At 64.1% G+C, this 21,555-nt stretch carries 21 protein-coding genes; 13 read left to right on the forward strand and 8 right to left on the reverse strand.

Translation table 11 applies throughout. From position 1 onward, the window contains the following. Positions 1–141 precede the first annotated feature (141 nt). Positions 142–984 (forward strand): archaetidylserine decarboxylase, encoded by an 843-nt coding sequence (gene asd, locus ACA027_RS13360; protein WP_370678712.1) that lies wholly within the window; start codon positions 142–144, stop codon positions 982–984. Between the two features lie 162 nt (positions 985–1,146). On the opposite strand, the gene ACA027_RS13365 is transcribed toward asd, so the two are convergent. After that, entirely contained in the window at positions 1,147–1,413 is a 267-nt protein-coding gene (locus ACA027_RS13365) for a hypothetical protein (protein ID WP_370678713.1), read from the reverse strand. A gap of 177 nt (positions 1,414–1,590) precedes the next feature. Here ACA027_RS13365 and ACA027_RS13370 point away from each other — a divergent pair, with 177 nt between their 5' ends. The 9 genes from ACA027_RS13370 (at position 1,591) to ACA027_RS13410 (ending at position 10,526) form a co-directional block, all read left to right on the forward strand. Beyond that, positions 1,591–2,583, forward strand: coding sequence for a bile acid:sodium symporter family protein (locus ACA027_RS13370; RefSeq protein ID WP_370678714.1), 993 nt, complete (start codon positions 1,591–1,593; stop codon positions 2,581–2,583). A 206-nt stretch (positions 2,584–2,789) separates the two neighbouring features. Then, entirely contained in the window at positions 2,790–5,750 is a 2,961-nt protein-coding gene (locus ACA027_RS13375; RefSeq protein WP_370678715.1) for a monovalent cation/H+ antiporter subunit A, read from the forward strand. Next, positions 5,750–6,115, forward strand: coding sequence for a Na+/H+ antiporter subunit C (locus ACA027_RS13380; protein ID WP_370678716.1), 366 nt, complete (start codon positions 5,750–5,752; stop codon positions 6,113–6,115). Before ACA027_RS13375 ends, ACA027_RS13380 begins: the two co-directional genes overlap by 1 nt. Next, on the forward strand, positions 6,115–7,860 hold the full coding sequence (locus ACA027_RS13385; protein WP_370678717.1) for a monovalent cation/H+ antiporter subunit D: 1,746 nt from the start codon (positions 6,115–6,117) through the stop codon (positions 7,858–7,860). Before ACA027_RS13380 ends, ACA027_RS13385 begins: the two co-directional genes overlap by 1 nt. After that, positions 7,857–8,345: a Na+/H+ antiporter subunit E gene (locus ACA027_RS13390; protein ID WP_370678718.1), complete on the forward strand. Its 489-nt coding sequence runs from the start codon at positions 7,857–7,859 to the stop codon at positions 8,343–8,345. Before ACA027_RS13385 ends, ACA027_RS13390 begins: the two co-directional genes overlap by 4 nt. Next, complete coding sequence (locus tag ACA027_RS13395; protein WP_370678719.1) at positions 8,342–8,620, forward strand: K+/H+ antiporter subunit F; 279 nt, start codon at positions 8,342–8,344, stop codon at positions 8,618–8,620. The genes ACA027_RS13390 and ACA027_RS13395 overlap by 4 nt, the downstream gene beginning before the upstream one ends. Next, positions 8,617–9,015, forward strand: coding sequence for a monovalent cation/H(+) antiporter subunit G (gene mnhG, locus ACA027_RS13400; RefSeq protein ID WP_370678720.1), 399 nt, complete (start codon positions 8,617–8,619; stop codon positions 9,013–9,015). The genes ACA027_RS13395 and mnhG overlap by 4 nt, the downstream gene beginning before the upstream one ends. A 153-nt stretch (positions 9,016–9,168) precedes the next feature. Then, positions 9,169–9,531 (forward strand): fluoride efflux transporter CrcB, encoded by a 363-nt coding sequence (gene crcB / locus ACA027_RS13405; protein ID WP_370678721.1) that lies wholly within the window; start codon positions 9,169–9,171, stop codon positions 9,529–9,531. A 116-nt stretch (positions 9,532–9,647) separates the two neighbouring features. Then, positions 9,648–10,526: a TIGR00730 family Rossman fold protein gene (locus ACA027_RS13410; RefSeq protein WP_370678722.1), complete on the forward strand. Its 879-nt coding sequence runs from the start codon at positions 9,648–9,650 to the stop codon at positions 10,524–10,526. A 226-nt stretch (positions 10,527–10,752) separates the two neighbouring features. Here ACA027_RS13410 and ACA027_RS13415 read toward each other — a convergent pair whose 3' ends face one another. The 7 genes from ACA027_RS13415 to ACA027_RS13445 all read right to left on the reverse strand — a co-directional run bounded on the left by ACA027_RS13415 (position 10,753) and on the right by ACA027_RS13445 (position 19,571). Beyond that, positions 10,753–11,943 (reverse strand): MFS transporter, encoded by a 1,191-nt coding sequence (locus ACA027_RS13415; protein ID WP_370678723.1) that lies wholly within the window; start codon positions 11,941–11,943, stop codon positions 10,753–10,755. Beyond that, a complete protein-coding gene (locus ACA027_RS13420) occupies positions 11,940–13,364 on the reverse strand; it encodes a DNA recombination protein RmuC (RefSeq protein ID WP_370682584.1) in 1,425 nt (474 codons plus the stop codon). The genes ACA027_RS13415 and ACA027_RS13420 overlap by 4 nt, the downstream gene beginning before the upstream one ends. A 381-nt stretch (positions 13,365–13,745) precedes the next feature. Then, a complete protein-coding gene (locus ACA027_RS13425) occupies positions 13,746–14,747 on the reverse strand; it encodes a 2-hydroxyacid dehydrogenase (protein ID WP_370678724.1) in 1,002 nt (333 codons plus the stop codon). A 48-nt stretch (positions 14,748–14,795) separates the two neighbouring features. Continuing rightward, positions 14,796–16,160, reverse strand: a complete 1,365-nt coding sequence (locus ACA027_RS13430) for an HD-GYP domain-containing protein (RefSeq protein WP_370678725.1) — start codon at positions 16,158–16,160, stop codon at positions 14,796–14,798. A 76-nt stretch (positions 16,161–16,236) separates the two neighbouring features. Then, positions 16,237–17,655: a sodium:proton antiporter gene (locus ACA027_RS13435; protein ID WP_370678726.1), complete on the reverse strand. Its 1,419-nt coding sequence runs from the start codon at positions 17,653–17,655 to the stop codon at positions 16,237–16,239. A gap of 37 nt (positions 17,656–17,692) precedes the next feature. Beyond that, a complete protein-coding gene (gene pncB, locus ACA027_RS13440) occupies positions 17,693–18,901 on the reverse strand; it encodes a nicotinate phosphoribosyltransferase (RefSeq protein WP_370678727.1) in 1,209 nt (402 codons plus the stop codon). A gap of 196 nt (positions 18,902–19,097) precedes the next feature. Next, a complete protein-coding gene (locus ACA027_RS13445; protein ID WP_370678728.1) occupies positions 19,098–19,571 on the reverse strand; it encodes an acyl-CoA thioesterase in 474 nt (157 codons plus the stop codon). Between the two features lie 9 nt (positions 19,572–19,580). On the opposite strand from ACA027_RS13445, the gene ACA027_RS13450 reads away from it, so the two are divergent. The 3 genes from ACA027_RS13450 (at position 19,581) to ACA027_RS13460 (ending at position 21,389) form a co-directional block, all read left to right on the forward strand. After that, a complete protein-coding gene (locus ACA027_RS13450; RefSeq protein WP_370678729.1) occupies positions 19,581–19,823 on the forward strand; it encodes a hypothetical protein in 243 nt (80 codons plus the stop codon). Continuing rightward, the gene (locus ACA027_RS13455; protein WP_370678730.1) at positions 19,807–20,355 is read left to right on the forward strand and encodes a phasin family protein; all 549 of its coding nucleotides are present in this window, start codon (positions 19,807–19,809) and stop codon (positions 20,353–20,355) included. Before ACA027_RS13450 ends, ACA027_RS13455 begins: the two co-directional genes overlap by 17 nt. A gap of 275 nt (positions 20,356–20,630) precedes the next feature. Further along, positions 20,631–21,389 carry a 3-hydroxyacyl-CoA dehydrogenase gene (locus ACA027_RS13460; RefSeq protein WP_370678731.1) on the forward strand — a complete coding sequence of 253 codons (759 nt, stop codon included), beginning with the start codon at positions 20,631–20,633 and terminating at the stop codon, positions 21,387–21,389. Positions 21,390–21,555 lie beyond the last annotated feature (166 nt).

The following is a 21,555-nucleotide window of genomic DNA, read 5'->3' on the forward strand; positions in this document are numbered from 1 at the left end:
GCGCGTGTTTTCGCATAAGACATGATGAAAATCATAGCAACCGCCGCGTAGCCTTGCGCACGGCACCGATAGAATCGCGCCCATACCGGCCTCGCGCCCCACACTCTCTGTCCCACCGCCCTCTTCTGGAGCTCTCCCTCAGTGTCCGACCGCCTTGCCGTACTTCCGCAATACCTGCTGCCCAAGCAGGCTCTCACCATGCTCATGGGCCGCTTGGCCACCAAGCAGGCCGGCTCGCTCACGACATCGGTGATCCGCTGGTTCATACAGCGCTACCAGGTCAATATGCAGGAGGCGGCAAATCCGGACCCTGCGGCCTACGCCACGTTCAACGAGTTCTTCACCCGCCCGCTGCGCGAAGGTGCCCGCCCGCTGAGTGACAGCCGCTGGATTTGCCCGGTCGATGGCGCGGTGAGCCAGATCGGCCCGATTGCGGGCGACCAGATCTTTCAGGCCAAGGGCCACCACTATTCCAGCCAGGCACTGCTGGGAGGCGATGCAGCCCTGGCACGCCAGTTCGACAACGGCCATTTCGCCACCATCTACCTCAGCCCGCGCGACTACCACCGCATCCACATGCCGCAGACCGGCAGGCTGCTGCGCATGGTCTATGTGCCGGGCGATCTGTTCTCGGTCAACCCCACCACGGCGCGTGGCGTGCCCGGCCTGTTCGCCCGCAATGAGCGCGTGGTCTGCATCTTTGAAGGCGAATCCGGTCCGTTTGCCCTGGTGCTGGTGGGTGCCACCGTGGTGGGCAGCATGGCCACCGTGTGGCATGGCGTGGTCAACCCGCCGCGCAGCCCGGACATCCGCAGCTGGAGCTACGAGGACCAGCAGATCACGCTGCAAAAAGGCGAGGAAATGGGCCGCTTTTTGCTGGGCTCCACCGTCGTGATGCTGATGCCAAATGATGCGCTGAAAGCCTTCAACAGCGGCTGGAATGCCGCCACGCCGGTGCGCCTGGGTGAACCCATGGCGGATTGACAGCGACACCCCGCCGCCACGGAGAAAACACAACGCGCAGACTGCTTGAGGCAGCCTGCGCGTTTTTTCAATGGCGGAATGGAATCCTGACTTCCGCTGCCTGCCGGCAGCGGGCCTGAAAAGCTCAGCGGGCGCGAAGGCCAATAGAAAGTTGAGCTGGGTTTACAGAAACCAGTTCAGCACTTCGGGGCGGCGCTCGGTGGTGAATATGGTGGGGGTGAGTGTCAGGCGCTCGGGCTTGACCGGGTCGTCACGACCCACCAGATGCACCACCATTTCGCGACGGCGCAGCACTACATGGCTGACGGTCTCGGAGCGGCCTGCATGCATGACACGCACGCCGGGCTTGAACACCGGCATCTGGAAGGTGTGACCGCGCGTTGTGGCGGCCTGCTGGCCGTCGGCCTGACCTGGGTTGATGACCAACATGGCATTCCTTTTTTCAGATGTGATGCCAAGCTATCGGCAGCTTTTTGCCAAAGTTTAGGAATTGTTTTCCAACATGCGGCCGGGGCCTTGTCGCGCCCCACAGTCTCCTGTTGCACAGACGCTGCCAGCCTTTTCCCCCACAATGGCCGGCTTGCCTGCTTGCACCCACGCCTTTTCATGCCCCGCCCGCGCTTTCTCCCCGACAACTTCACTCTGATGCTGATGGCCACCGTGGCCCTGGCCAGCTTTCTTCCTGCTTCGGGCACGCCTGCGCAATGGCTGGGCAAAGCCACCAGCGCCGTGATCGTGCTGCTGTTCTTTCTGCACGGCGCCAAGCTGTCTCGCCCGGCTATTTTGGCGGGCATAGGCCATTGGCGGCTGCACCTGGTGGTGACCGCCATCACGTTCGTGGCCTTCCCTATTCTGGGCTGGGCCTTGCGCCCGCTGCTGCAGCCCCTGGTCACACCAGATCTGTACCTGGGCATTTTGTTTCTGTGCACCGTCCCCGCCACCGTGCAATCGGCCATCGCACTGACGGCACTGGCCCGGGGCAATATGCCGGCCTCCATCTGCAGCGCCTCGGGCTCCACCTTGCTGGGCATTTTGTTCACCCCCCTGCTGGTGGGCCTGCTGCTGCAGCTGAATGCCACGGCCTCCGACCCGCTGGCAGCCATTGGCAAGATTGCCCTGCAGCTGCTGCTGCCCTTTGTCGTCGGCCATCTGATGCGCCCCTGGGTCGCCCCTGTGATCCAGTGGATGGGAAGCTCCATCAAGATCGTGGACCAGGGCTCCATCTTGCTGGTGGTGTATTCGGCCTTCAGCGGCGCCGTGGTGGCAGGCCTGTGGGCGCAAATGCCGCTGCCAGCCATGGCGGGCCTGCTCGTGGTGTGCGGCCTGCTGCTGGCCTGCTCCATGGGCCTGTGCGTCTTCGCCGCCCGGCGCCTGGGGTTTTCCACGGAAGACGAAATCGCCATCTTGTTTTGCGGCGCCCAGAAAAGCCTGGTCAGCGGCGTGCCCATGGCCAAGATTTTGTTTCCCGCCAGCATGGTCGGCAGCATCGTGCTGCCCTTGATGCTGTTTCACCCCCTGCAGTTGATGGTGTCCGCCGTGATTGCGGGCCGTTATGCCCGTCGCCAGGCCCAGAACAGCGCCGTGGCGCACAGCGACTGAACACCTGAAACGGCCACGCCAGGTGGCCAGCAGCGAGAGCGCCTCCCCCCTGGCGCAGGCGCTGGCAGGGCGGGACAGGCCTGCAGATGGCGGCCTCGTCAGCAAGATTGCCATGTTTTCGCGGGGCAATGCATGACCAATGGCCTGCAGATGCTCAGGTTTTCATAGCAGCTTGGCAAAGGCTTGCCCGTAGAATAAAAAAGCCCATGCCCCTGATCTCACTCGTCCTCCTGCCCTTCATCGGCAGCCTGATGGCTGCGGTGCTGCCCGCCAACGCGCGCAATACCGAGTCCACACTGGCTGGCCTGATCGCCCTGACCTGCTTTGTGCAGGCCGCATTGTTCTTTCCGGAAATCGCCCATGGCGGTGTGTTGCGCCAGGAGATTCCCTGGCTGCCTACGCTGGGACTGAACTTTGTGGTGCGCATGGACGGCTTCGCCTGGATGTTCTGCATGCTGGTGCTGGGCATTGGCGCGCTGGTGGTGCTCTACGCCCGCTACTACATGTCGCCGGCCGACCCGGTGCCGCGCTTTTTCTCCTTCTTCCTGGCCTTTATGGGGGCCATGACCGGGGTGGTGCTGTCGGGCAATGTGATTCAGCTGGCCTTTTTCTGGGAGCTGACCAGCCTGTTTTCGTTCTTGCTGATCGGCTACTGGCACCACCGCCAGGACGCGCGCCGCGGCGCGCGCATGGCGCTCACCGTGACCGGCACGGGTGGCCTGTGCATGTTGGCCGGCATGATTTTGCTGGGCCATATCGTGGGCAGCTATGAGCTGGACAATATTCTGGCCGCCGCCCAACAGGTGCGCGACCACGCACTGTATGTGCCCACGCTGCTGCTGATTTTGCTAGGCGCCTTCACCAAGAGCGCGCAGTTCCCCTTCCAGTTCTGGTTGCCCCACGCCATGGCGGCCCCGACACCGGTTTCGGCCTATCTGCACTCGGCCACCATGGTCAAGGCCGGCGTGTTTTTGCTGGCGCGGCTGTGGCCTGTGCTCAGTGGCACGGATGAATGGTTTTGGCTGGTCAGTGGCGCCGGTGCGACCACGCTGCTGCTGGGCGGTTATCTGGCCATGTTCCAGCATGACCTCAAGGGGCTGCTGGCCTATTCCACCATCTCGCACCTGGGCCTCATCACCTTGCTGCTGGGCATGAACAGCCCACTGGCCGCCGTGGCCGCCGTGTTCCACATCATGAACCACGCCACCTTCAAGGCCTCGTTGTTCATGGCGGCCGGCATTCTCGACCACGAATCCGGCACGCGTGACATCCGGCGCCTGTCCGGCCTGCGGCGCATGATGCCCGTCACCGCCACCCTGGCCTGCGTGGCCAGTGCGGCCATGGCCGGCGTGCCCCTGCTCAACGGCTTTCTGTCCAAGGAAATGTTCTTTGCCGAAACCGTGTTTGTGGACGCGGCCCACTGGGTGCGCATTGTCCTGCCGGTCATGGCCACGCTGGCGGGCATTTTCAGCGTGGCGTATTCGCTGCGCTTCACCATCGATGTGTTCTTCGGCCCCAAGGCCACCGACCTGCCGCGCAAGCCCCATGAGCCGCCCCACTGGATGCGGGTGCCGGTCGAGCTGCTGGTGCTGGCCTGCCTGGTGGTGGGCATCTTCCCGGCCTGGTCGGTCGCTCCTTTTCTGAATGCGGCCGCCACACCCGTGGTGGGCGGCAGCTTGCCCGAGTTCAGTCTGGCCATCTGGCATGGCTTTACCACCCCGCTGATCATGAGCATCGTGGCCTTGATCGGGGGCATCACGCTCTACACCGCGCTGCGCGTGCTGCGCCAGCATGGCAGCATCGATGACGGTGTGCCCGTGCTGCAAGGCCTGAGCGGCAAGCGCATCTTCGAGAACCTGCTGGCCCGCGTCAGCCTGCTGGCCAAGCACCTGCGCCGCGCCCTCACCACCCAGCGCCTGCAGTGGCAAATGCTGTGGCTGGTGTCGCTGGCCGTGCTCGCTGGCGTGCTGCCGCTGTGGGCGCGCGGGCTGGAGCTGGGCGGACGCACGCCGCTGCCCCTGTCACCGGCCTTTGTGCTGCTGTGGACCATTGGCTGCCTGTGCGCCCTGGGCGCGGCCTGGAAGGCCAAATACCACCGGATGGCGGCGCTTATCATGCTGGGTGGTGCCGGCCTGTGCGTGGTGCTGACCTTCCTCTGGTTCTCTGCCCCCGACCTGGCCCTGACCCAGTTGGTGGTGGAAGTCGTGACCACCATCCTCATCCTGCTGGGCCTGCGCTGGCTGCCCAAGCGCGACAAGAATCTGCACATCCCTGCGCTGTCCACCGAGCTGCGTGCCCGCAGCCGTCGCCTGCGCGATCTGCTGCTGTCCCTGGCGGCCGGCGGCGGCATGGCCTGGCTGGCCTTTGCCATGATGAGCCGCCCCTTCTCGCAAAGCACCTCCACCTTCTTCCTGGAACGCGCCGTGCCCGAGGGCGGCGGCAGCAACGTGGTGAACGTGATGCTGGTGGACTTCCGCGGCTTCGACACCTTTGGCGAAATCGTGGTGCTGGGCGTGGTGGCACTGACGGTGTATGCGCTGCTGCGGCGCTTCCGCCCTGCACGCGAGACCATGGATCTGCCCGAGCAACAGCGCTTTTTGGCGGGTGACCTGCAAACCGACTTGCTCAACCCCCGCAATGCCAGCGACACGGCCGTGGGCTATCTGATGGCGCCCGCCGTGCTGGTGCGTCTGCTGCTGCCTTTTGCCACGCTGGTGGCGGTCTACATCTTTTTGCGCGGCCACAACGAGCCCGGCGGCGGCTTTGTGGCCGGTCTGGTGTTCTCGGTGGCGCTGCTGATGCAGTACGTGGTCTCCGGCACGCAATGGGTGGAAGCGCATATGCCGCTGTTCCCGCGCCGCTGGATTGCGGCGGGTCTGCTGTTCGCTTTGGGCACAGGCCTGGGCGCCATCTATGCCGGCTACCCCTTCCTGACCAGCCACACCTTCCACTTCACCTTGCCCGTGGTGGGGGCCATCCACCTGGCCAGTGCCACCTTCTTTGATATCGGGGTGTTTGCGCTGGTGGTGGGCTCCACCTTGCTGATCCTCACGGCCATTGCCCACCAATCGGTGCGCGGCCACCGTTACCACGCACGTTTGATGGAAGAACAAGAACAAGCCGAAACCGCGGCCACCATTGCCGCCCTGAAGGAAGGGATTCGCTGATGGAAATCGTGCTGACCATCACCATCGGTGTGCTCACCGGATCGGGCGTGTGGCTGCTGCTGCGCCCGCGAACCTTCCAGGTCATCATCGGCCTGTCGCTGTTGTCATACGCCGTGAATCTGTTCATCTTCAGCATGACCCGCGAGGGCCTGGCCATCGACAAGGAGCCAGTCATGCAGCCCGGTGTGGCCGAGACACTGGCCAGCTATGCCGACCCCATGCCCCAGGCTCTGGTGCTCACGGCCATCGTGATCGGCTTTGCCATGACGGCGCTGTTCCTGGTGGTGCTGCTGGCCCTGCGCGGCATGTCCGGCACCGACCATGTGGACGGCATCAACTCCCGTGACGAGCAGGAGATGCCGTAATGCTGCAGTGGCTGAATTCTCTGATGCCGCACCTGATGCTGGCGCCCATTTTGCTGCCCATGTTCACCGCAGCGCTGATGCTGCTGCTGCGCGAGGAGTTCCTGCGCACCAAGGTGGCATTGAACATCGCCTCCACCGCCCTGGGGCTGGTGGCATCCATGGCCTTGCTGGGCTGGACCGACGACCACAACAGCGCCAGCAGCATGGGGGTGTACCTCGCCGCCAACTGGCAGGCGCCCTTCGGCATTGTGCTGGCCCTGGATCGGCTGTCCGCCATGATGCTGGTGCTGACCTATACCGTGGCCCTGGCAGCGTGCCTGTTCGCCATGGCACGCTGGCACAAGGCCGGGGTGCACTTTCACCCCCTGTTCCAGTTCCAGCTGATGGGCCTGTCGGGCGCCTTTCTGACGGCCGACCTGTTCAATCTGTTCGTGTTCTTCGAGATCATGCTGGCCGCCTCCTACGGACTGCTGCTGCATGGCTCGGGCCGGCTGCGCGTGCAGTCGGGCCTGCACTACATTGCCGTCAACCTGGCAGCCTCCTCGCTGTTCCTGGTGGGTGTGTCCATGCTCTACGGCATCACCGGCACGCTGAACATGGCCGACCTGGCCCAGGCCATCCCCCAGGTCCACCCCGCCGACCGGGGACTGCTGCACACCGCAGCCGCCATTTTGGCCGTGGCCTTTTTGATCAAGGCAGCGGTCTGGCCGCTGAACTTCTGGCTGGTGCCTGCCTATAGTGCGGCCTCCGCCCCGGTGGGTGCGCTGTTTGCGCTGATGACCAAGGTGGGCGTCTACACCTTGCTGCGCCTGTGGACGCTGTTGTTCTCCAGCGAGGCCGGAGACTCCGCCCTCTTTGGCGGCCAGTGGCTCACCATTGCCGGCATGCTGACCATGGCCTATGGTGCCTTTGGCATGCTCAGCTCCCAGCGCCTGACCTATCTGGCCGGCTACGCCGCCATCCTGTCCTCGGGCACGCTGCTGGCCGCCACCGGCTTTGGCCAGAATATGCTCACCGCAGGCCTGCTGTATTACCTGCCCAGCTCCACGCTGGCCGTGGCCATGCTCTTTATGCTGGCCGACATCATGGACCGCTGGCGCAACGCGGGGGCCAGCCGCGTGGACATCGACGACGAGGATGCCCCCTTCCTCAATCCAGAGCTGGTGCCGACCGAATCCATGAACCTGGACGAGCATGAAGAGGTGCTGATCGGCCGCGTCATTCCCGCGGCGGCCGCCTTCCTGGGCATTGCCTTCATCCTGTGCACGCTGGTGGTGACCGGCCTGCCGCCGCTGTCCGGTTTCATCGGCAAATTCGCCATGCTGACCACCCTGGTCAACCCCGTGGGCCTGGGCCAGTCGGCCGGCTACCAGGCCGGCACGCTGGGCTGGGTGCTGGTGGCCCTGCTGATTACCACCGGCCTGTGCGCTCTGGTGGCGCTGACACGCGCCGGCATCCGCCATTTCTGGGCCACCCACGGCCGCGCCACCCCCGAGCTGCGGATTGTGGAAGGCCTGCCGATTGCGGCCCTGATGGCCTTGTGCGTGGTGCTCACCCTGCAGGCCCACACCGTGATGGAGTTCACCCAGAACGCGGCCAATGCCCTGCACTCGCCCTCCACCTACATCCGCGCCGTGATGCAGCAGCGCCCCGTGCCCAATCCCGTGCCTGCTGCTGCCGCACCCGCTGTCCCCGCATTTACGCCTTCCGCCATCGTGGTGCCCACCGCAGAGGCCGCCCCATGAAGCACATTCTTCCCGCACCGCTGCTGTCGGTGATTTTGTTCGTGGTCTGGCTGCTGCTCAACCGCTCGTTCAGCGCAGGCCATCTGGTGCTGGCCGCCGTGCTGGGCATTGCCATTCCGCTGCTCACGCGCGGACTGCGTCCGCTGCCCGTGCGCATACGCCACCCCTGGACGGTGATCAAGCTGGCAAGCACCGTGGTCAAGGACACCACCATTTCCAATCTGGCGGTGCTGCGCCTGCTGCTGCGCCCCGCAAAACGCCAGCATCCTCCGGGCTTTGTGCATATTCCGCTGGATATGCGCGACCCCAATGCCCTGGCCGTGCTGGCCATGATCGTCTGCATCACCCCCGGCACAGCCTGGGCGGAGCTCTCGCGTGACCGCTCCATGCTGATGCTGCATGTGCTGGAGGTGGACGACGCCGCCAAGATCGCTGCCCATGTCAAGCGCTGCTACGAGCGCCCCCTGATGGAGATTTTCGAATGAGCCTGTGGCTGACCTATGCGCTCACCCTGGCGCTGTTTCTGCTGGCCGTGGCCATGGTCTGCTGCCTGCTGCGCCTGCTCAAAGGGCCCTCTGCGCAAGACCGCGTGCTGGCCCTGGACTGCATGTACATCAACGGCATGCTCTTGATGCTGGTGCTGGGCATTACCTATGGCTCCAGCGCCTACTTCGAGGCGGCCTTGCTGATTGCGCTGTTCGGCTGCGTCAGCTCCACCGCCATGGCCAAGTTCCTGCTGCGCGGCGAGGTGATCGAATGAGTGATGTCATGCTCCCACTGTGGGCCCAGGTGGCCATTGGCGTGCTGGCAGTCTGCGGCGCACTGGTTGCGCTGATGGGCTCGCTGGGGCTGCTGCAACTGAAGACGTATTACGAGCGTGTGCATGCGCCCTCCATCGTGGCCACGCTGGGCTGCTGGCTGATCATGTGGGCCTCCATCATCTTCTTCTCGGTCTCCAACCATGGCTTTGCAGCCCACCCGCTGCTGATTGCGGTGTTCATCGCCGTGACCGTGCCCATCACCACCATTTTTCTGATGCGCGCTGCCCTGTTCCGCGACCGACGTGCCGGTCGCAACGTGCCGCCCAGTGTCAGCGGCCTGGTGCGCAACGAACCCCTGACCGAAGAAGAAGCCGCCAGCGCTATCAAAGACTGAGCGCATGATGCGCTCTGCATCTGCGCCAAAGCACTTTTTCACCTGAAGTTCGCAGACCCGACACCCTCGGGCCCTCATTGCGCCAGTGCGGCTGCCATCCCACCGCGTGCCTGCGCCACACCGGCCTGTCTTGCACCCTCTACACTGGCGGGCATGCAACAAGTTCTTGCCATCTGCCTGGGCGCCTGCCTGGGCGCCCTGTCCCGCTGGAAGCTGGGCCTGTGGCTCAGCGTCCCGGGCGCCCTGCCCTGGGGCACCTTGGCAGCCAATGCCATTGGCGGCTATCTGATCGGCGTGTGCGTGGCGTTCTTCCAGACCCACTCTGGCATAGACCCCGTATGGCGGCTGCTGCTGGTCACCGGTTTCCTGGGCGCACTGACCACTTTCTCCAGCTTCTCGGCCGAGGTGGTGGAACTGCTGCAGCAAGGCCGCTGGAGCATGGCCGCCGGCTGGGCTGCTACGCACCTGGCGGTATCGCTGCTGCTGACCATCGCGGGCATCGCCACGGTGAGGTAACGCTTGCGCCAGAGCATGCCCATACCGCCCAGTCAAAGAATTCCGCGCAGTTGCTGCAGAGGGGCTTGCAGTTCTGCGAAGATGCCCTTCTTGATCACGGAGTTTTCTGGAAATCTATGGACGCATCGCTCTCCCTGCACGACCGCTCTTTGGCTGAATCCCTGGCTGATCTGGAAGCCCCCACCCAGGTTGCCGACAGCGTGGATCTCACCCAACCCGACGCCCACCGCCTTGCGTTTGCCGATCCCGAATTCATGGCCCGCCGGGAAACCCGGGGCATACGCTTCCAGCTGGAAATGCTCAAGCCCGATATCGGCCAGTCCGAGTTCGGCATCGAACACACCGTGGTGGTGTATGGCAGCGCCCGCTTTGCTGCACCCGAAGCCGCGGCCCAGCAGTTGCAAGAAGCCAAAGCCAGCGGCGATGCGCAGCGCATTGCCAAGGCCGGGCAGGCCGTGCGCAACGCCCATCGCTACGACCAGGCCCGCGCCTTCGCCAAGCTGGTGGCCGAGCACAGCCTGCGCCAGCCCCAGGACCAGCGCATGTACATCTGCACCGGTGGCGGCCCCGGCATCATGGAAGCCGCCAACCGCGGCGCCCATGAAGCCGGTGCGCCCAATGTGGGCCTGAACATCCTGCTGCCGCACGAGCAATCGGGCAACCGTTTCATCACGCCGGGCCTGAGCTTCAAGTTCCACTACTTCGCCCTGCGCAAGATGCACTTCATGATGCGTGCCAAGGCGCTGGTGGCCTTCCCTGGCGGCTTCGGCACCATGGACGAGCTGTTTGAGGTACTGACCCTGGTGCAAACCACCAAGGTCAAACCCGTGCCCATCATCTTGTTCGACTCGGCCTTCTGGAAAAAGCTCTACAACTTCGACATGCTGGTCGAGGAAGGCATGATCTCGGCCAAGGACCTGGAGCTGTTCCACTACGTGGACGACCCAGCCCAGGCTTGGGACATCATCAAGAAGTTCTACAACCTGCCGGACTGAGGTTTTTCTTCTTTTCTGCCAAGCCCGTGAGCCACCAAGCCACGGGCTTTTTTACTGCTTGGTCCAGCTACATCTTTGCCATACTCTGGCTTGCTTGTACCCACGCCGTAAAAATCGGCGCGGCCCACGCCAGGGCACCGCGCAAGGGCCGCCTTGTATCCCGATTAGGCGCTGGTGCCGTCCCCCTCCACGCGTAGCGATAGAGAGGGGGAAGATGCGCAGCGGCTCAGGGGGTGCTTACATGCTCCGGCAAATCATCCCGCCCAATCAGCCAGGGCAGGCGCGCGCTGCCGCCCACCACGGCGCCCACGGCCCAGAACAGTGCCGACACACCGACCACCGCGCCCAGGGTGCCGAACAGCATGGGCATGACCACGCTGGAGCCGTTGATGGCCATCATGCGCAGGCCCAGGGCCTCACCGTGGCGCTGGGGTGGCGTGATCTGGTGGATCATGCTCATCACCATGGGCTGGACCGAGCCCAGCACCAGGCCCAGCAGCACCGAACAGGCCCCCATGCTCCAGGCCCCCGGCATCAGCGGATAGAGCATGAACAGCAGCGCCGCCAGCACCATGGCGGTGAACACCACCTGCCATTCGCTGATGCGTTCGGACAGCAAAGGCACCAGCAGGCGGATGGCGGCGGCGGCAATGGCAAACGCGCCCAGGATGGAGCCGATCACCGAGGCCGACAGCCCACGCTCGTGGCCCAAAATGGGCACGACAAAGGTGTGCACATCCCAGCAGGACGACAGCGCCCAGTTCATCAGCAGCAGGCGGCGAAAGCCCCGGTTCTGGAACAGATCCCAGGCCGTGGCCTGCTGGGCCGCAGCGGGTGCCGCGTCCTGTGGCGACTCCTGCACCGTGCGCGACAGCAGCCAGGCCGCCAGTGGCAGCAGGGCCAGCAGCACAAAGGCGGCGCGAAAACCCGTGGTGCTGGCGGCCTGGCCACCGGCATAGTCAATCAGCAGGCCGGCCGCAAACGGCCCCAGAAAATTGGACACCGCCGGGCCAATCGCCAGCCAGCTGAACACCTTGCGCAGCTGGGTCTTGTCATGTGCGCTGCGCCCCACATGGCGCTGCAGCGCGATGATGGCCGCGCCCGAGGCGCCCCCGGTCAGCAAGGCCGCCGCGCACAGCACGGGGTAGAGGGGAAAGACCGCAGCCGCGCCGGCGCCCAGCATGGCGGCCGCCACACTCCAGGCCAGCGGGCGTTTGAGGCCATGGCGGTCGGCATAGCGGCCGGCAGGCAGGGACAGAAACACCTGGGTCAGGGCAAACAAGGCCAGCAAAAAGCCCACGGCGGCGGCCGAATAGCCTTCGCGCAGCGCCAGCAAGGGGGTGGCCATGCGCATGCCCGTCATACAGGCATGGATGGAAATTTGCGCCCCAATCAGGCGCAGCAAGGCAGCATTCACGCGTTCACATCCTCATCATCCAGTCCTGCTCCGCCCGGCTGCGCAGGCGCTTCTCCAGGCGGCAATGCAGCAACCGCCATGGCGGCCCCCAGGGCATCTGCCCCTGGCGCAGGCAGCTCCTGCACGCCGCGCAGCCTGCGCTGTATGGCGCGGGTGCGCACATCCACCTGCTCAAAGCGGCGGGCGGCGGCATCAATCGATTTGCGCGTGGCCTCCACCACCTCACCAAACTTGGCGAACTCGGTCTTGACCTGGCCCAGCACCGCCCAGACCTCGGAGGAACGCTGCTCGATGGCAAGGGTCTTGAAGCCCATTTGCAGACTGCTGAGCATGGCCGCCAGATTGGCCGGCCCCGTCACCACCACGCGGCTGTCGTTTTGCAGGGCCTCGACCAGACCGGGCCGGCGCAGCACCTCGGCAAAAAGGCTTTCGCTGGGCAGATACATCACGGCAAAGTCCGTGGTGTGGGGCGGTGCCAGGTATTTGGCGGCGATTTTTTTGGCCTCGGCACGGATGGAGGATTCAAAGGCATTGCCGGCCGCGGCCACCTGGGCGCGCTCACCGGCGTCCAGCGCATCCTGCAGGCGCTGGTAATGCTCCACCGGGTATTTGGCGTCGATGGGCAGCCACACTGGCGCGTCGTCCACCCCGCCCTGGCCCGGAAGGCGGATGGCGAACTCCACCAGCTCGTCGCTGCCCGGCAAAGTCTTCACGTTCTTGGCGTACTGGGCGGGCGTGAGCACGTTGTCGATGATGGCGCCCAGTTGCACCTCGCCCCAGGTGCCACGGGTCTTCACATTGGTCATCACGCGCTTCAAATCACCCACGCTGCCGGCCAGGGTCTGCATCTCGCCCAGGCCTTTGTGCACCTGCTCCAGCCGGTCGCTGACCAGCTTGAAGGACTCGCCCAGGCGCTGCTCCAGCGTCTCATGCAGCTTCTCGTCCACCGTGCGGCGCATGGCTTCGAGCTTGTCGGCGTTGTCGGTCTGTATGGCCGCCAGCCGCTCGTTGAGCGTGCCGCGCAACTGCTCGGCGCTGTGCAGATTGCCCTGCTGCAGCCGGTGCAGCTGCTGGGCCAGGGCCTCTTGCAGCTGCTGAAAATGCTGCTGCAGCTCCTGGCGGCTGGCCCGGGCCTCGGCCAGGCTTTGGGCCATGCGCCCTTCCACCAACTTGCGCAGGCTGTCGCTGGCGGCCTGCTGGTGCTGGTTCAGGTGGTGAGAGAGGCCCAGCAACTGCTGGGTCATATGCTCCAGCGCGCCGTCGCTCTTGGCCAGGGCCAGCTGGGTCTGCTGCGCGGCTTGCTGCAAGGCCTGCAGCGGCTGGGCCAGGCCGGCATCCACACCGCCGCTACGCGGGCGCAACACCAGCCACAGCTGCAGCAGCAACACCGCCAGCAGCAGCCCCAAGGCCAACCAGATCATCCATGTCTGCAGCACAAGCGCTCCTTACCTAAAAACAATAGCTATCTCTGCAGCATTTTCGCCAGTTGCAGATAACAACAGCATCCAAAGTGGCGCTGTATCTGCACAGAAAGCTCACTTTTTCTCAGGCACTGCTGCCAGCCGGAGCGGGCCTGAGCAGCCCAGCAGGCGTGGCACCAAAGCCCACAACGGCCAGGCAGCGCTTCAGGCGCGGCGTCTCGCCCGCAGACAGTATGTCGGCGAGCAACAAAGCATGAGGCGCTGCATGGCCGCCTCAACACGAGGCGGCAGCGAGCCGCAAGGCGAGGACATTCCGCCAATCGCGCTCACTGCACCAAGGTCGCGGCTTCATGCCGCACCCCGAAATTGCACGCAAGTTTTTCAAGACCAGCGTGGTGCTCGGGCTGTGGCGTTGGGCTGGTTGACGGGGGTCAGCGGCGCCTTACCTCCCAGCACGGCCACCAGGTTGTCCGCCGCCAACTGCGCCATGGCGCGGCGCGTGCCCATGGTGGCGCTGGCGATATGCGGGGTCAGCACCACATTCGGCACAGTGAGCAGATTGGGGTGGACAGCGGGCTCGCCCTCAAACACATCCAGGCCGGCGGCCGCAATGGTCTTGGCGCGCAGGGCCTGGGCCAGGGCCGCATCGTCCACAATGCCGCCGCGGGCGATATTGATCAGCGTGGCCGTGGGCTTCATCTGCGCCAGCTCGGCCGCGCCAATGGTGTGGCGGTTTTCGGGCGTGAAGGGCAACACCAGCACCACATGGTCGGCGGTCTGCAGCAACTCGCCCTTGCCCACATAGCGGGCCTTGCATTCGGCCTCCAGCGCAGGCGTGAGACGGGAGCGGTTGTGGTAGATCACCTGCATGCCAAAGCCATGGGCGCCACGTCTGGCAATGCCCTGGCCTATGCGACCCATGCCGATGATGCCCAGCGTGCTGCCATGCACCTCGGCGCCGGCAAACAGGTCATAGCGCCATTCCTTCCACAGTCCGGCACGCAGGTAATGCTCGCTTTCGGTGATACGACGGGCCGTAGCCATCAACAGCGCAAAGCCGAAGTCGGCCGTGGTCTCGGTCAGCACATCGGGGGCATTGGTGGCCTGCACGCCGGCCGCCGTGATGGCGGGCACATCGAAGTTGTTATAGCCCACGGCCATGTTGGAGACCACCTTGAGCTGGGGGCAAGCGGCCAGCAGCGCGGCATTGATGGTCTGCGAGCCCGTGGTCAGCACGCCGTCCTTGCCCTGCAGCTGGCGGGCCAGTTCTTCGGGGCTCCACTGCACGTCCTCCTGGTTGGCCTGCACATCGAAATGCTGGCGCAAAAAGTCCACCACTTCGGGCGAGATGGCACGGGCAATCAGAATGCGGGGGGCTGGCATGGCGGGGGAGTCTCCATTGGGGTTGTGTGGTTCAAATCCGCGCCGGCATCAAGCCTGCGGCGCGGTCGTGGCGGCATCCGCACGACCTTGCTCCAAGGCTTTGCGGCTGCTGTGTATCCAGGTCCACAGCGCCCGCTCCACTTCGGAGGGCGAGCGCTCGTTGGGGGGCCAGCGGCGCTGGCAGGTGTGCATACAGCTGTCGAGCTGCCACAGCACTTCGCGGTGAATCAGGCCCAGCTCGGCCGCGCTGTCGGGCATTTGCGCCAGGATGCGCTGCCAGTCCTCCTGGGGGCGTGGGTGGGCACCGGACTCGGCCAACGACACTTCCAGCGCACGCATGCGGGTGTCCATCCACATCAGCGCGCGGCTACCGGTCTGTGCCTGCCATTGCGCGGGCAGCACGCGCTTGCAGGAGGCCCAGTAACGCAGCACGGTGGCCACGGTCTGGCAGTCGCGCAGCACATCGTCCGGTGACACCGCAGGCGCCGTGCTGCTGGCGTGCTGCAGCAAGCTGAGCACCGAGGCCACATGCTCGGCGGGATAGCGGCCTGCATGCAGGCGCAGCATCAGCGACAGGCGCTGCCCAGCTGCGGCCAGGTATTTGCCAAAAAAGGCGGACACCACTTCGGCCACCATCAGCACGCGGCCCATGGGCGATATGGCATCGCCCATCAGATGGCGTGGGTAGCCGCTGCCATCCATGCATTCATGGTGTTCCAGCACCGCGTCTTCCACACTGAAGGGGTAGGCCCCCATGGCCTGCACCACCATGGAGCCGGTGATGGAGTGCGCCGCCAGCTGGGCGCGCTCGCGGTCGGAAAGCTGGTAGTTCGCATCCGTCCAGACGTTGGACATATAGAGCATGCCCACATCGTGCAGCAGAGCGGCCGCTGCCAGCCTGGCGCACTGCCCCTCTTCCCAGCCGGCGCGAATGCCCAGGAACAAGGCCACCATGGCCATCAGCAGGCTGTGCTCGAACAGCGCGGGCAGTTGGTCCTGCATCAACGTCATCTTGAAGCGTGCCTGCGCCGGCCAGTGCATCAGCCGCAAGGCCCGGCCCAGCAAAGCACCTTCGGTGCCCAGCTCGGCGGCCAGCAAACGGCCCAGGGGGTGCTCCTCCATCAGGCGCATCACCTCCGCATACAGCGCGGTGATGTCCACCGGATCGCTGACCGTGAGCTGCGCATCCAGCGGGGCAGGCAGGCGGTGCGCGCCCAGCAGCTGCAGCAAATTGCCATCCAGCACGCGGCCAGGCTCCAGCAAAGGCACGCCCAGCGCCGAGACCACGGGCTCCGCCACCACCACCTCGCGCCGCGCTGCCATGCGCGCTACGGCGTTCAGATAGTGGCGATTGCTGTGTAGCGATGCCATGGCCGTGGCCAAGGTGTCTGCGTCATCTAGCGCACTGCCCATACACACTCTCTTGCTGCATTCCACTTGCTGCGTTGCATTGCCATGGATGCGCCAGCACATCCATGGTTTCTTCGGCTCAGTACCAGATGAAGGTCATCACCACGAACAGCGGCAGCAAAATGCCGAACGACCAGGCCATATAGCCAAAGAAGCTGGGCATGCGCACGCCACGGTCTTCGGCAATGGCCTTGACCATCAGATTGGGGGCGTTGCCGATATAGGTGTTGGCGCCCATGAACACGGCGCCGGCCGAAATAGCCCCCAGCGTGGCCGCCATGCTGGTCATCAGCAGCTGGGCATCGCCTCCGGCCGTGTTGAAGAACACCAGGTAAGTGGGTGCATTGTCCAGGAAGGACGAGAGCGCACCTGTCGCCCAGAAGTACATGGCGGGATTGGGCGAGCCGTCCGGGTTGGTCACGGCCCGCACGATGGCGCCGAATGGGCCATCCGTGCCGGCCTTGAGCATGGCAATGACGGGGATGATGGTCAAAAAGATGCCAGCAAACAGCTTGGCCACCTCCTGCATGGGGCCCCAGCTAAACTGGTTGCGCTCGTGCACGGCGCGTGGCGTCAGCACCAGGGACAGCAGGGTCACCACGATCAGACCCACATCGCGCACCAGGCCCGGCAGGCCCACCTGGGTACCGGCCAGATCAAAGAAGGTCTCCGAACGCCACATGCCGCTGAGCAGCACCAGGGCCACGACCACGCCCAGCAACAAGAAGTTGAGCTTGCCGTCAAAGCCCAGCTGGGTGGGCGTGGCGTTGTCGGGTGTGGGGTCCACCAGGCGACGCTCGCCATCGCGGCGGCTCAGCCAGCTGTCCAGTGCAAAAAAGATGGCCAGCAGCACGCCCACCAGGAACAGGGTTTCGGGGAAGAGCTGGCGCAGCGTCCAGCTAAAGTCCACGCCCTTCAAAAAGCCCAGGAACAGCGGCGGATCTCCCAGCGGCGTGAGCGAGCCGCCAGCGTTGGAGACGATGAAGATGAAGAACACCACCACATGGGCCACATGCTTGCGGTTGTCATTGGCGCGAATCAGCGGGCGAATCAGCAGCATGGACGCTCCCGTGGTGCCCATAAAGCTGGCCAGCACCGCGCCCACCGCCAAAATCCCGGTGTTCAGCAGCGGCGTGCCATGCAGATTGCCGCGGATATAGATGCCGCCGGCCACGGTGTAGAGCGCGGTCAGCAAGATCACAAAGGGCAGGTATTCGGCCACCAGCGCATGCACCAGGTTCACCAGGGCCGCATGGCCTCCAAAGACGGCGGCAAAGGGCAGCAAAAATGCCAGCGCCCAGGCGGCGGTGACCTTGCCGAAATGGTGGTGCCAGAAGCTGGGCGCCAGCAGCGGCATCAGCGCAATCGACAGCAAGATACCGGCAAAAGGCACACCCCAGAGCACGGACAGCGTGGCGCCATCGATGTCGGCCGCCATGGCAGCGCCGGGCAGCAGGGCCAGCGATATCAGCACAGCGGTACTGCGTGAAAGCTTCATGGGGGAGTCTCCTTGTTCTGATGAGGCCAGGCGCCGCTCATGCAACGTGGGCAATGTCAAACACCTGGCGCAGATAGGCCAGGTATTTCTCGTCCTCACACATGCTTTTGCCGGGCGTGTCGGACAGCTTGGCCACGGGCTGTCCGTTGCAGCGTGTCATTTTGATCACGATCTGCAGCGGCTCATAGCCCAAGTCATTGGTCAGATTGGTGCCAATGCCAAAGGCCAGCAGGCAGCGGCCGTGAAAGCGCCGGTACAGCTCTATGGTGCGTGGAATGGTCAGCGCGTCGCTGAAGATCAGCGTCTTGGTCAGCGGGTCCACGCGGTTGGCGCGGTAATGCGCCAGCAGGCGCTCGCCCCAGGCAAAGGGGTCGCCGCTGTCGTGGCGGGCACCGTCGAAAAGCTTGCAGAAATACTGGTCGAAGTCGCGCAAAAAGGCGCTCATGCCATACACATCGGACAGGGCGATGCCCAGGTCGCCCCGGTATTCACGCGCCCAGGATTCAAAGCCGTAGATCTGGCTGTCGCGTAGCCGGGGGCCCAGGGCCTGGCAGGCCTGCAGGTATTCATGTGCCATGGTGCCCAGGGGCAAGATGCCCAGCTGCTTGGCAAACAGCACATTGCTGGTGCCGGCAAACTGGCCAGGCCCGTGGCCGGGTGCCGGCCGCTGCTCGCCCGCGCCCAGGTCGCTGCACAGAGTGCGCAACACCTCCTCATGCCAGCCGCGGGAAAAGCGCCGGCGCGTGCCGTAGTCGGCAATCTTCAGATGCTCCAGACTGTCCCCGCGCATCTGGCCGATCTTGGCCTGCAGACGCTCTCGGCCTTCGCTCCAGTCGGGCTGGGGCTGGGTATTGCGGAAATACACCTCGTTGACGATGGCCAGCACCGGGATCTCGAAAAGAATGGTGTGCAGCCAGGGCCCCTGGATGGTGATGTCGATCTCGCCACTGGCCCGTGGCGTGAGCTCGATGTATTTTTCATTGAGGCGAAACAGCCCCAGAAAATCCACGAAATCGCTCTTGATATAGCGCAGCGAGCGCAGGTAGTCGAGCTCATCCTGCGCAAAGCCCAGGCTGCAGAGATGGCGGATTTCAGCGCGTATCTCTTCCACATAGGGGGCCAGTTGCACGCCGGGGTTGCGGCACTTGAACTTGTACTCCACCGTGGCACCCGGGAACTGGTGCAGCACGACCTGCATCATCGTGAACTTGTACAGATCGGTGTCGAGCAGGCTGTGGATGATCATGAAAAGGCTGCCGCGCGGCGGCGCGATCGAGGCGAAAGGGCAAGTGTAGGCCAAGCCGTCCGCTGCACCGCCCAAATTCCCTACCCACAAACCCATGGCCCAAACGGGCTTGCAAGCAGATGTAGCGCACTGCGGCAGCTATCAAAAAGACTGCAGGGGCGGACAACAAGCCAGGCCCACACCGGAGCACAAGGACTCAGGAAACCGCCAATGCTTCCAGCACAGCGCGCAGGGCTTCGGGCAAGGGCTTGGGCCGGCGCGTGGCGGCATCCACATAGACATGGACAAAGTGGCCGGCCGCGGCCGTGCTGTCGCTGCCCTCGGCAAAAATACCCACCTCATAGCGCACGCTGCTGCCGCCCAGACGGGCCACGCGAATGCCGGCCTCCACTTTTTGCGGATAGGCCAGCGATGCAAAATAGTTGCACTGCGTCTCCACCACCAAGCCTATGGTGTCGCCGCCCTGAAAGTCCAGCACGCCCTGCGCTATCAGATGGGCGTTCACGGCGGTGTCGAACCAGCTGTAATAGATGACGTTGTTCACATGGCCGTAGACATCGTTGTCCGACCAGCGCGTGGTGATGGGAAGAAAGACGCGGTAGCTGCTGCGCAGCTGGGCCTCGGGGCGGACCGAGGTGCGGGGAGATGGCGAAGAAGTCATGGCCGGCATTGTGGCGCCGTGGACAACGCCGTCTATCGGGGCAAACATGGCCGCCACGCGGCCATCCATCCGGGCACTGTGGGCAAAAACACGCCTGGAAGCAAATTATTTGATGCAGCGCAACAAAAACACTTGCACGAAAACTGGCACTGCATAGAATTGCCGATGCTGCAGCGCAACATTATCTGCCGCAAGTACGACGCAATTGGCCAGCGTATTGGCCACACCCAACCGGAGAACCACTATGTCCCTGACCGCTGACCAAATCCTGAGCGCACAAAAAACCAACTTCGAGACCCTGTTTGGTCTGACCGCCAAGGCCTTCGAAGGCGTGGAAAAGCTGGTGGAGCTGAACATCACCGCCACCCGCGCAGCACTGACCGAAGCTTCCAGCCACACCCAGTCGCTGCTGAGCGCCAAGGATGCACAGGAACTGCTGTCCCTGCAGGCCAACCTGTTCCAGCCCCTGGCCGAGAAGACCGCTGCCTACAACCGCCACCTGTACAACATCGCTTCGGCCACCAGCAGCGAATTCACCAAGGCTTTTGAAGAAAAGGCCGGCGAACTGCAAAAGAACTTCACCAACCTGGTGGACAGCACCGCCAAGAACGCTCCCGCCGGTTCCGAAACCGCTGTGGCCGTGATGAAGAGCGCCGTGTCTGCCGCCACCAACGCCTTTGACAGCATGCAAAAGGCCGTCAAGCAAGCCTCCGACATGGCCGAAGCCAACATCAACGCCGTGGCCAGCACCGCAGCCAACGCTGCCCAAGCCTCCACCACCCGCAAGCGTTGATCCACAAAGCAACACTTCCGAAGTGGTCATTGGCAAACTCTAGGGTATTCCCTATAATCACGCCATCGTCTTGATCACTTCCGCTTCAAGACACCAGTTGTCTCCTTGGATCCTCTCGAAACCCCCGTTTCTTGGATCCTTTTAAAGCCCGGTTTCTGACCGGGCTTTTTTTTTCGCCCGCTCTCCGCCCGCACTGTTGCACCCACGGGACAGCGACCGAAGCAACCGTCCCTGCATAATTGACGTTTACGTCAACCAAGTACACAGGAGACACCATGGACATTCAAGGCAAGGTTTTCATCGTCACCGGCGGGGCATCCGGTCTGGGCGAAGGCACGGCACGCATGCTGGCAGCCAAGGGCGGCAAGGTCGTCATTGCCGACATGCAACAAGACAAGGGTGAGGCCGTGGCCCAATCCATTGGCGGCGCTTTCGTGCGCTGCGATGTCAGCAACGAGGCCGATGGCCAGGCCGTGGTCGACAAGGCCGTCTCGCTGGGCAAGCTGATGGGCCTAGTCAACTGCGCTGGCGTGGCACCTGCCGAGAAAACCGTGGGCAAGAACGGTGCCCACAATTTGGCGCTCTACCAGAAGGTGATCACCGTGAACCTGGTGGGCAGCTTCAACATGATCCGCCTGGCGGCCGCCGCCATGTCGGCCAACGCCCCCGAAAGCACGGGCGAGCGCGGCGTACTGATCTCCACCGCCAGCGTGGCTGCCTATGACGGCCAGATGGGCCAGGCAGCCTATGCTGCCTCCAAGGGCGGCGTGGTGGGCATGACCTTGCCCATCGCCCGTGACCTGGCCCGCAACGGCATCCGCAATATGACGATTGCCCCCGGCATCTTCGGCACACCCATGCTGTTTGGCATGCCCCAGGAAGTGCAGGACGCACTGGCCGCCGGCGTGCCCTTCCCCAGCCGCCTGGGCACTCCAGAGGACTACGCCAAGCTGGCCTGCCATATCTTTGAGAACGATATGCTCAACGGTGAAGTGATTCGCCTGGATGGTGCAATCCGCTTAGCCCCGCGTTGAAAACTGCACCCCACAAGCAAAAAGCCAACCTACAGGTTGGCTTTTTTCCATGCATCGCGAAACTGCACGACGAGGCATCCAATGTGGATGGCATGCCGGAGCGGGCTTGGCAAGCACAGTGGGCCTTGATGCACAACCCCAACGGACGACTTGCCCATCCTTATGG

Source organism: Comamonas sp. GB3 AK4-5, from assembly GCF_041320665.1.
Taxonomy (GTDB): domain Bacteria; phylum Pseudomonadota; class Gammaproteobacteria; order Burkholderiales; family Burkholderiaceae_C; genus Comamonas.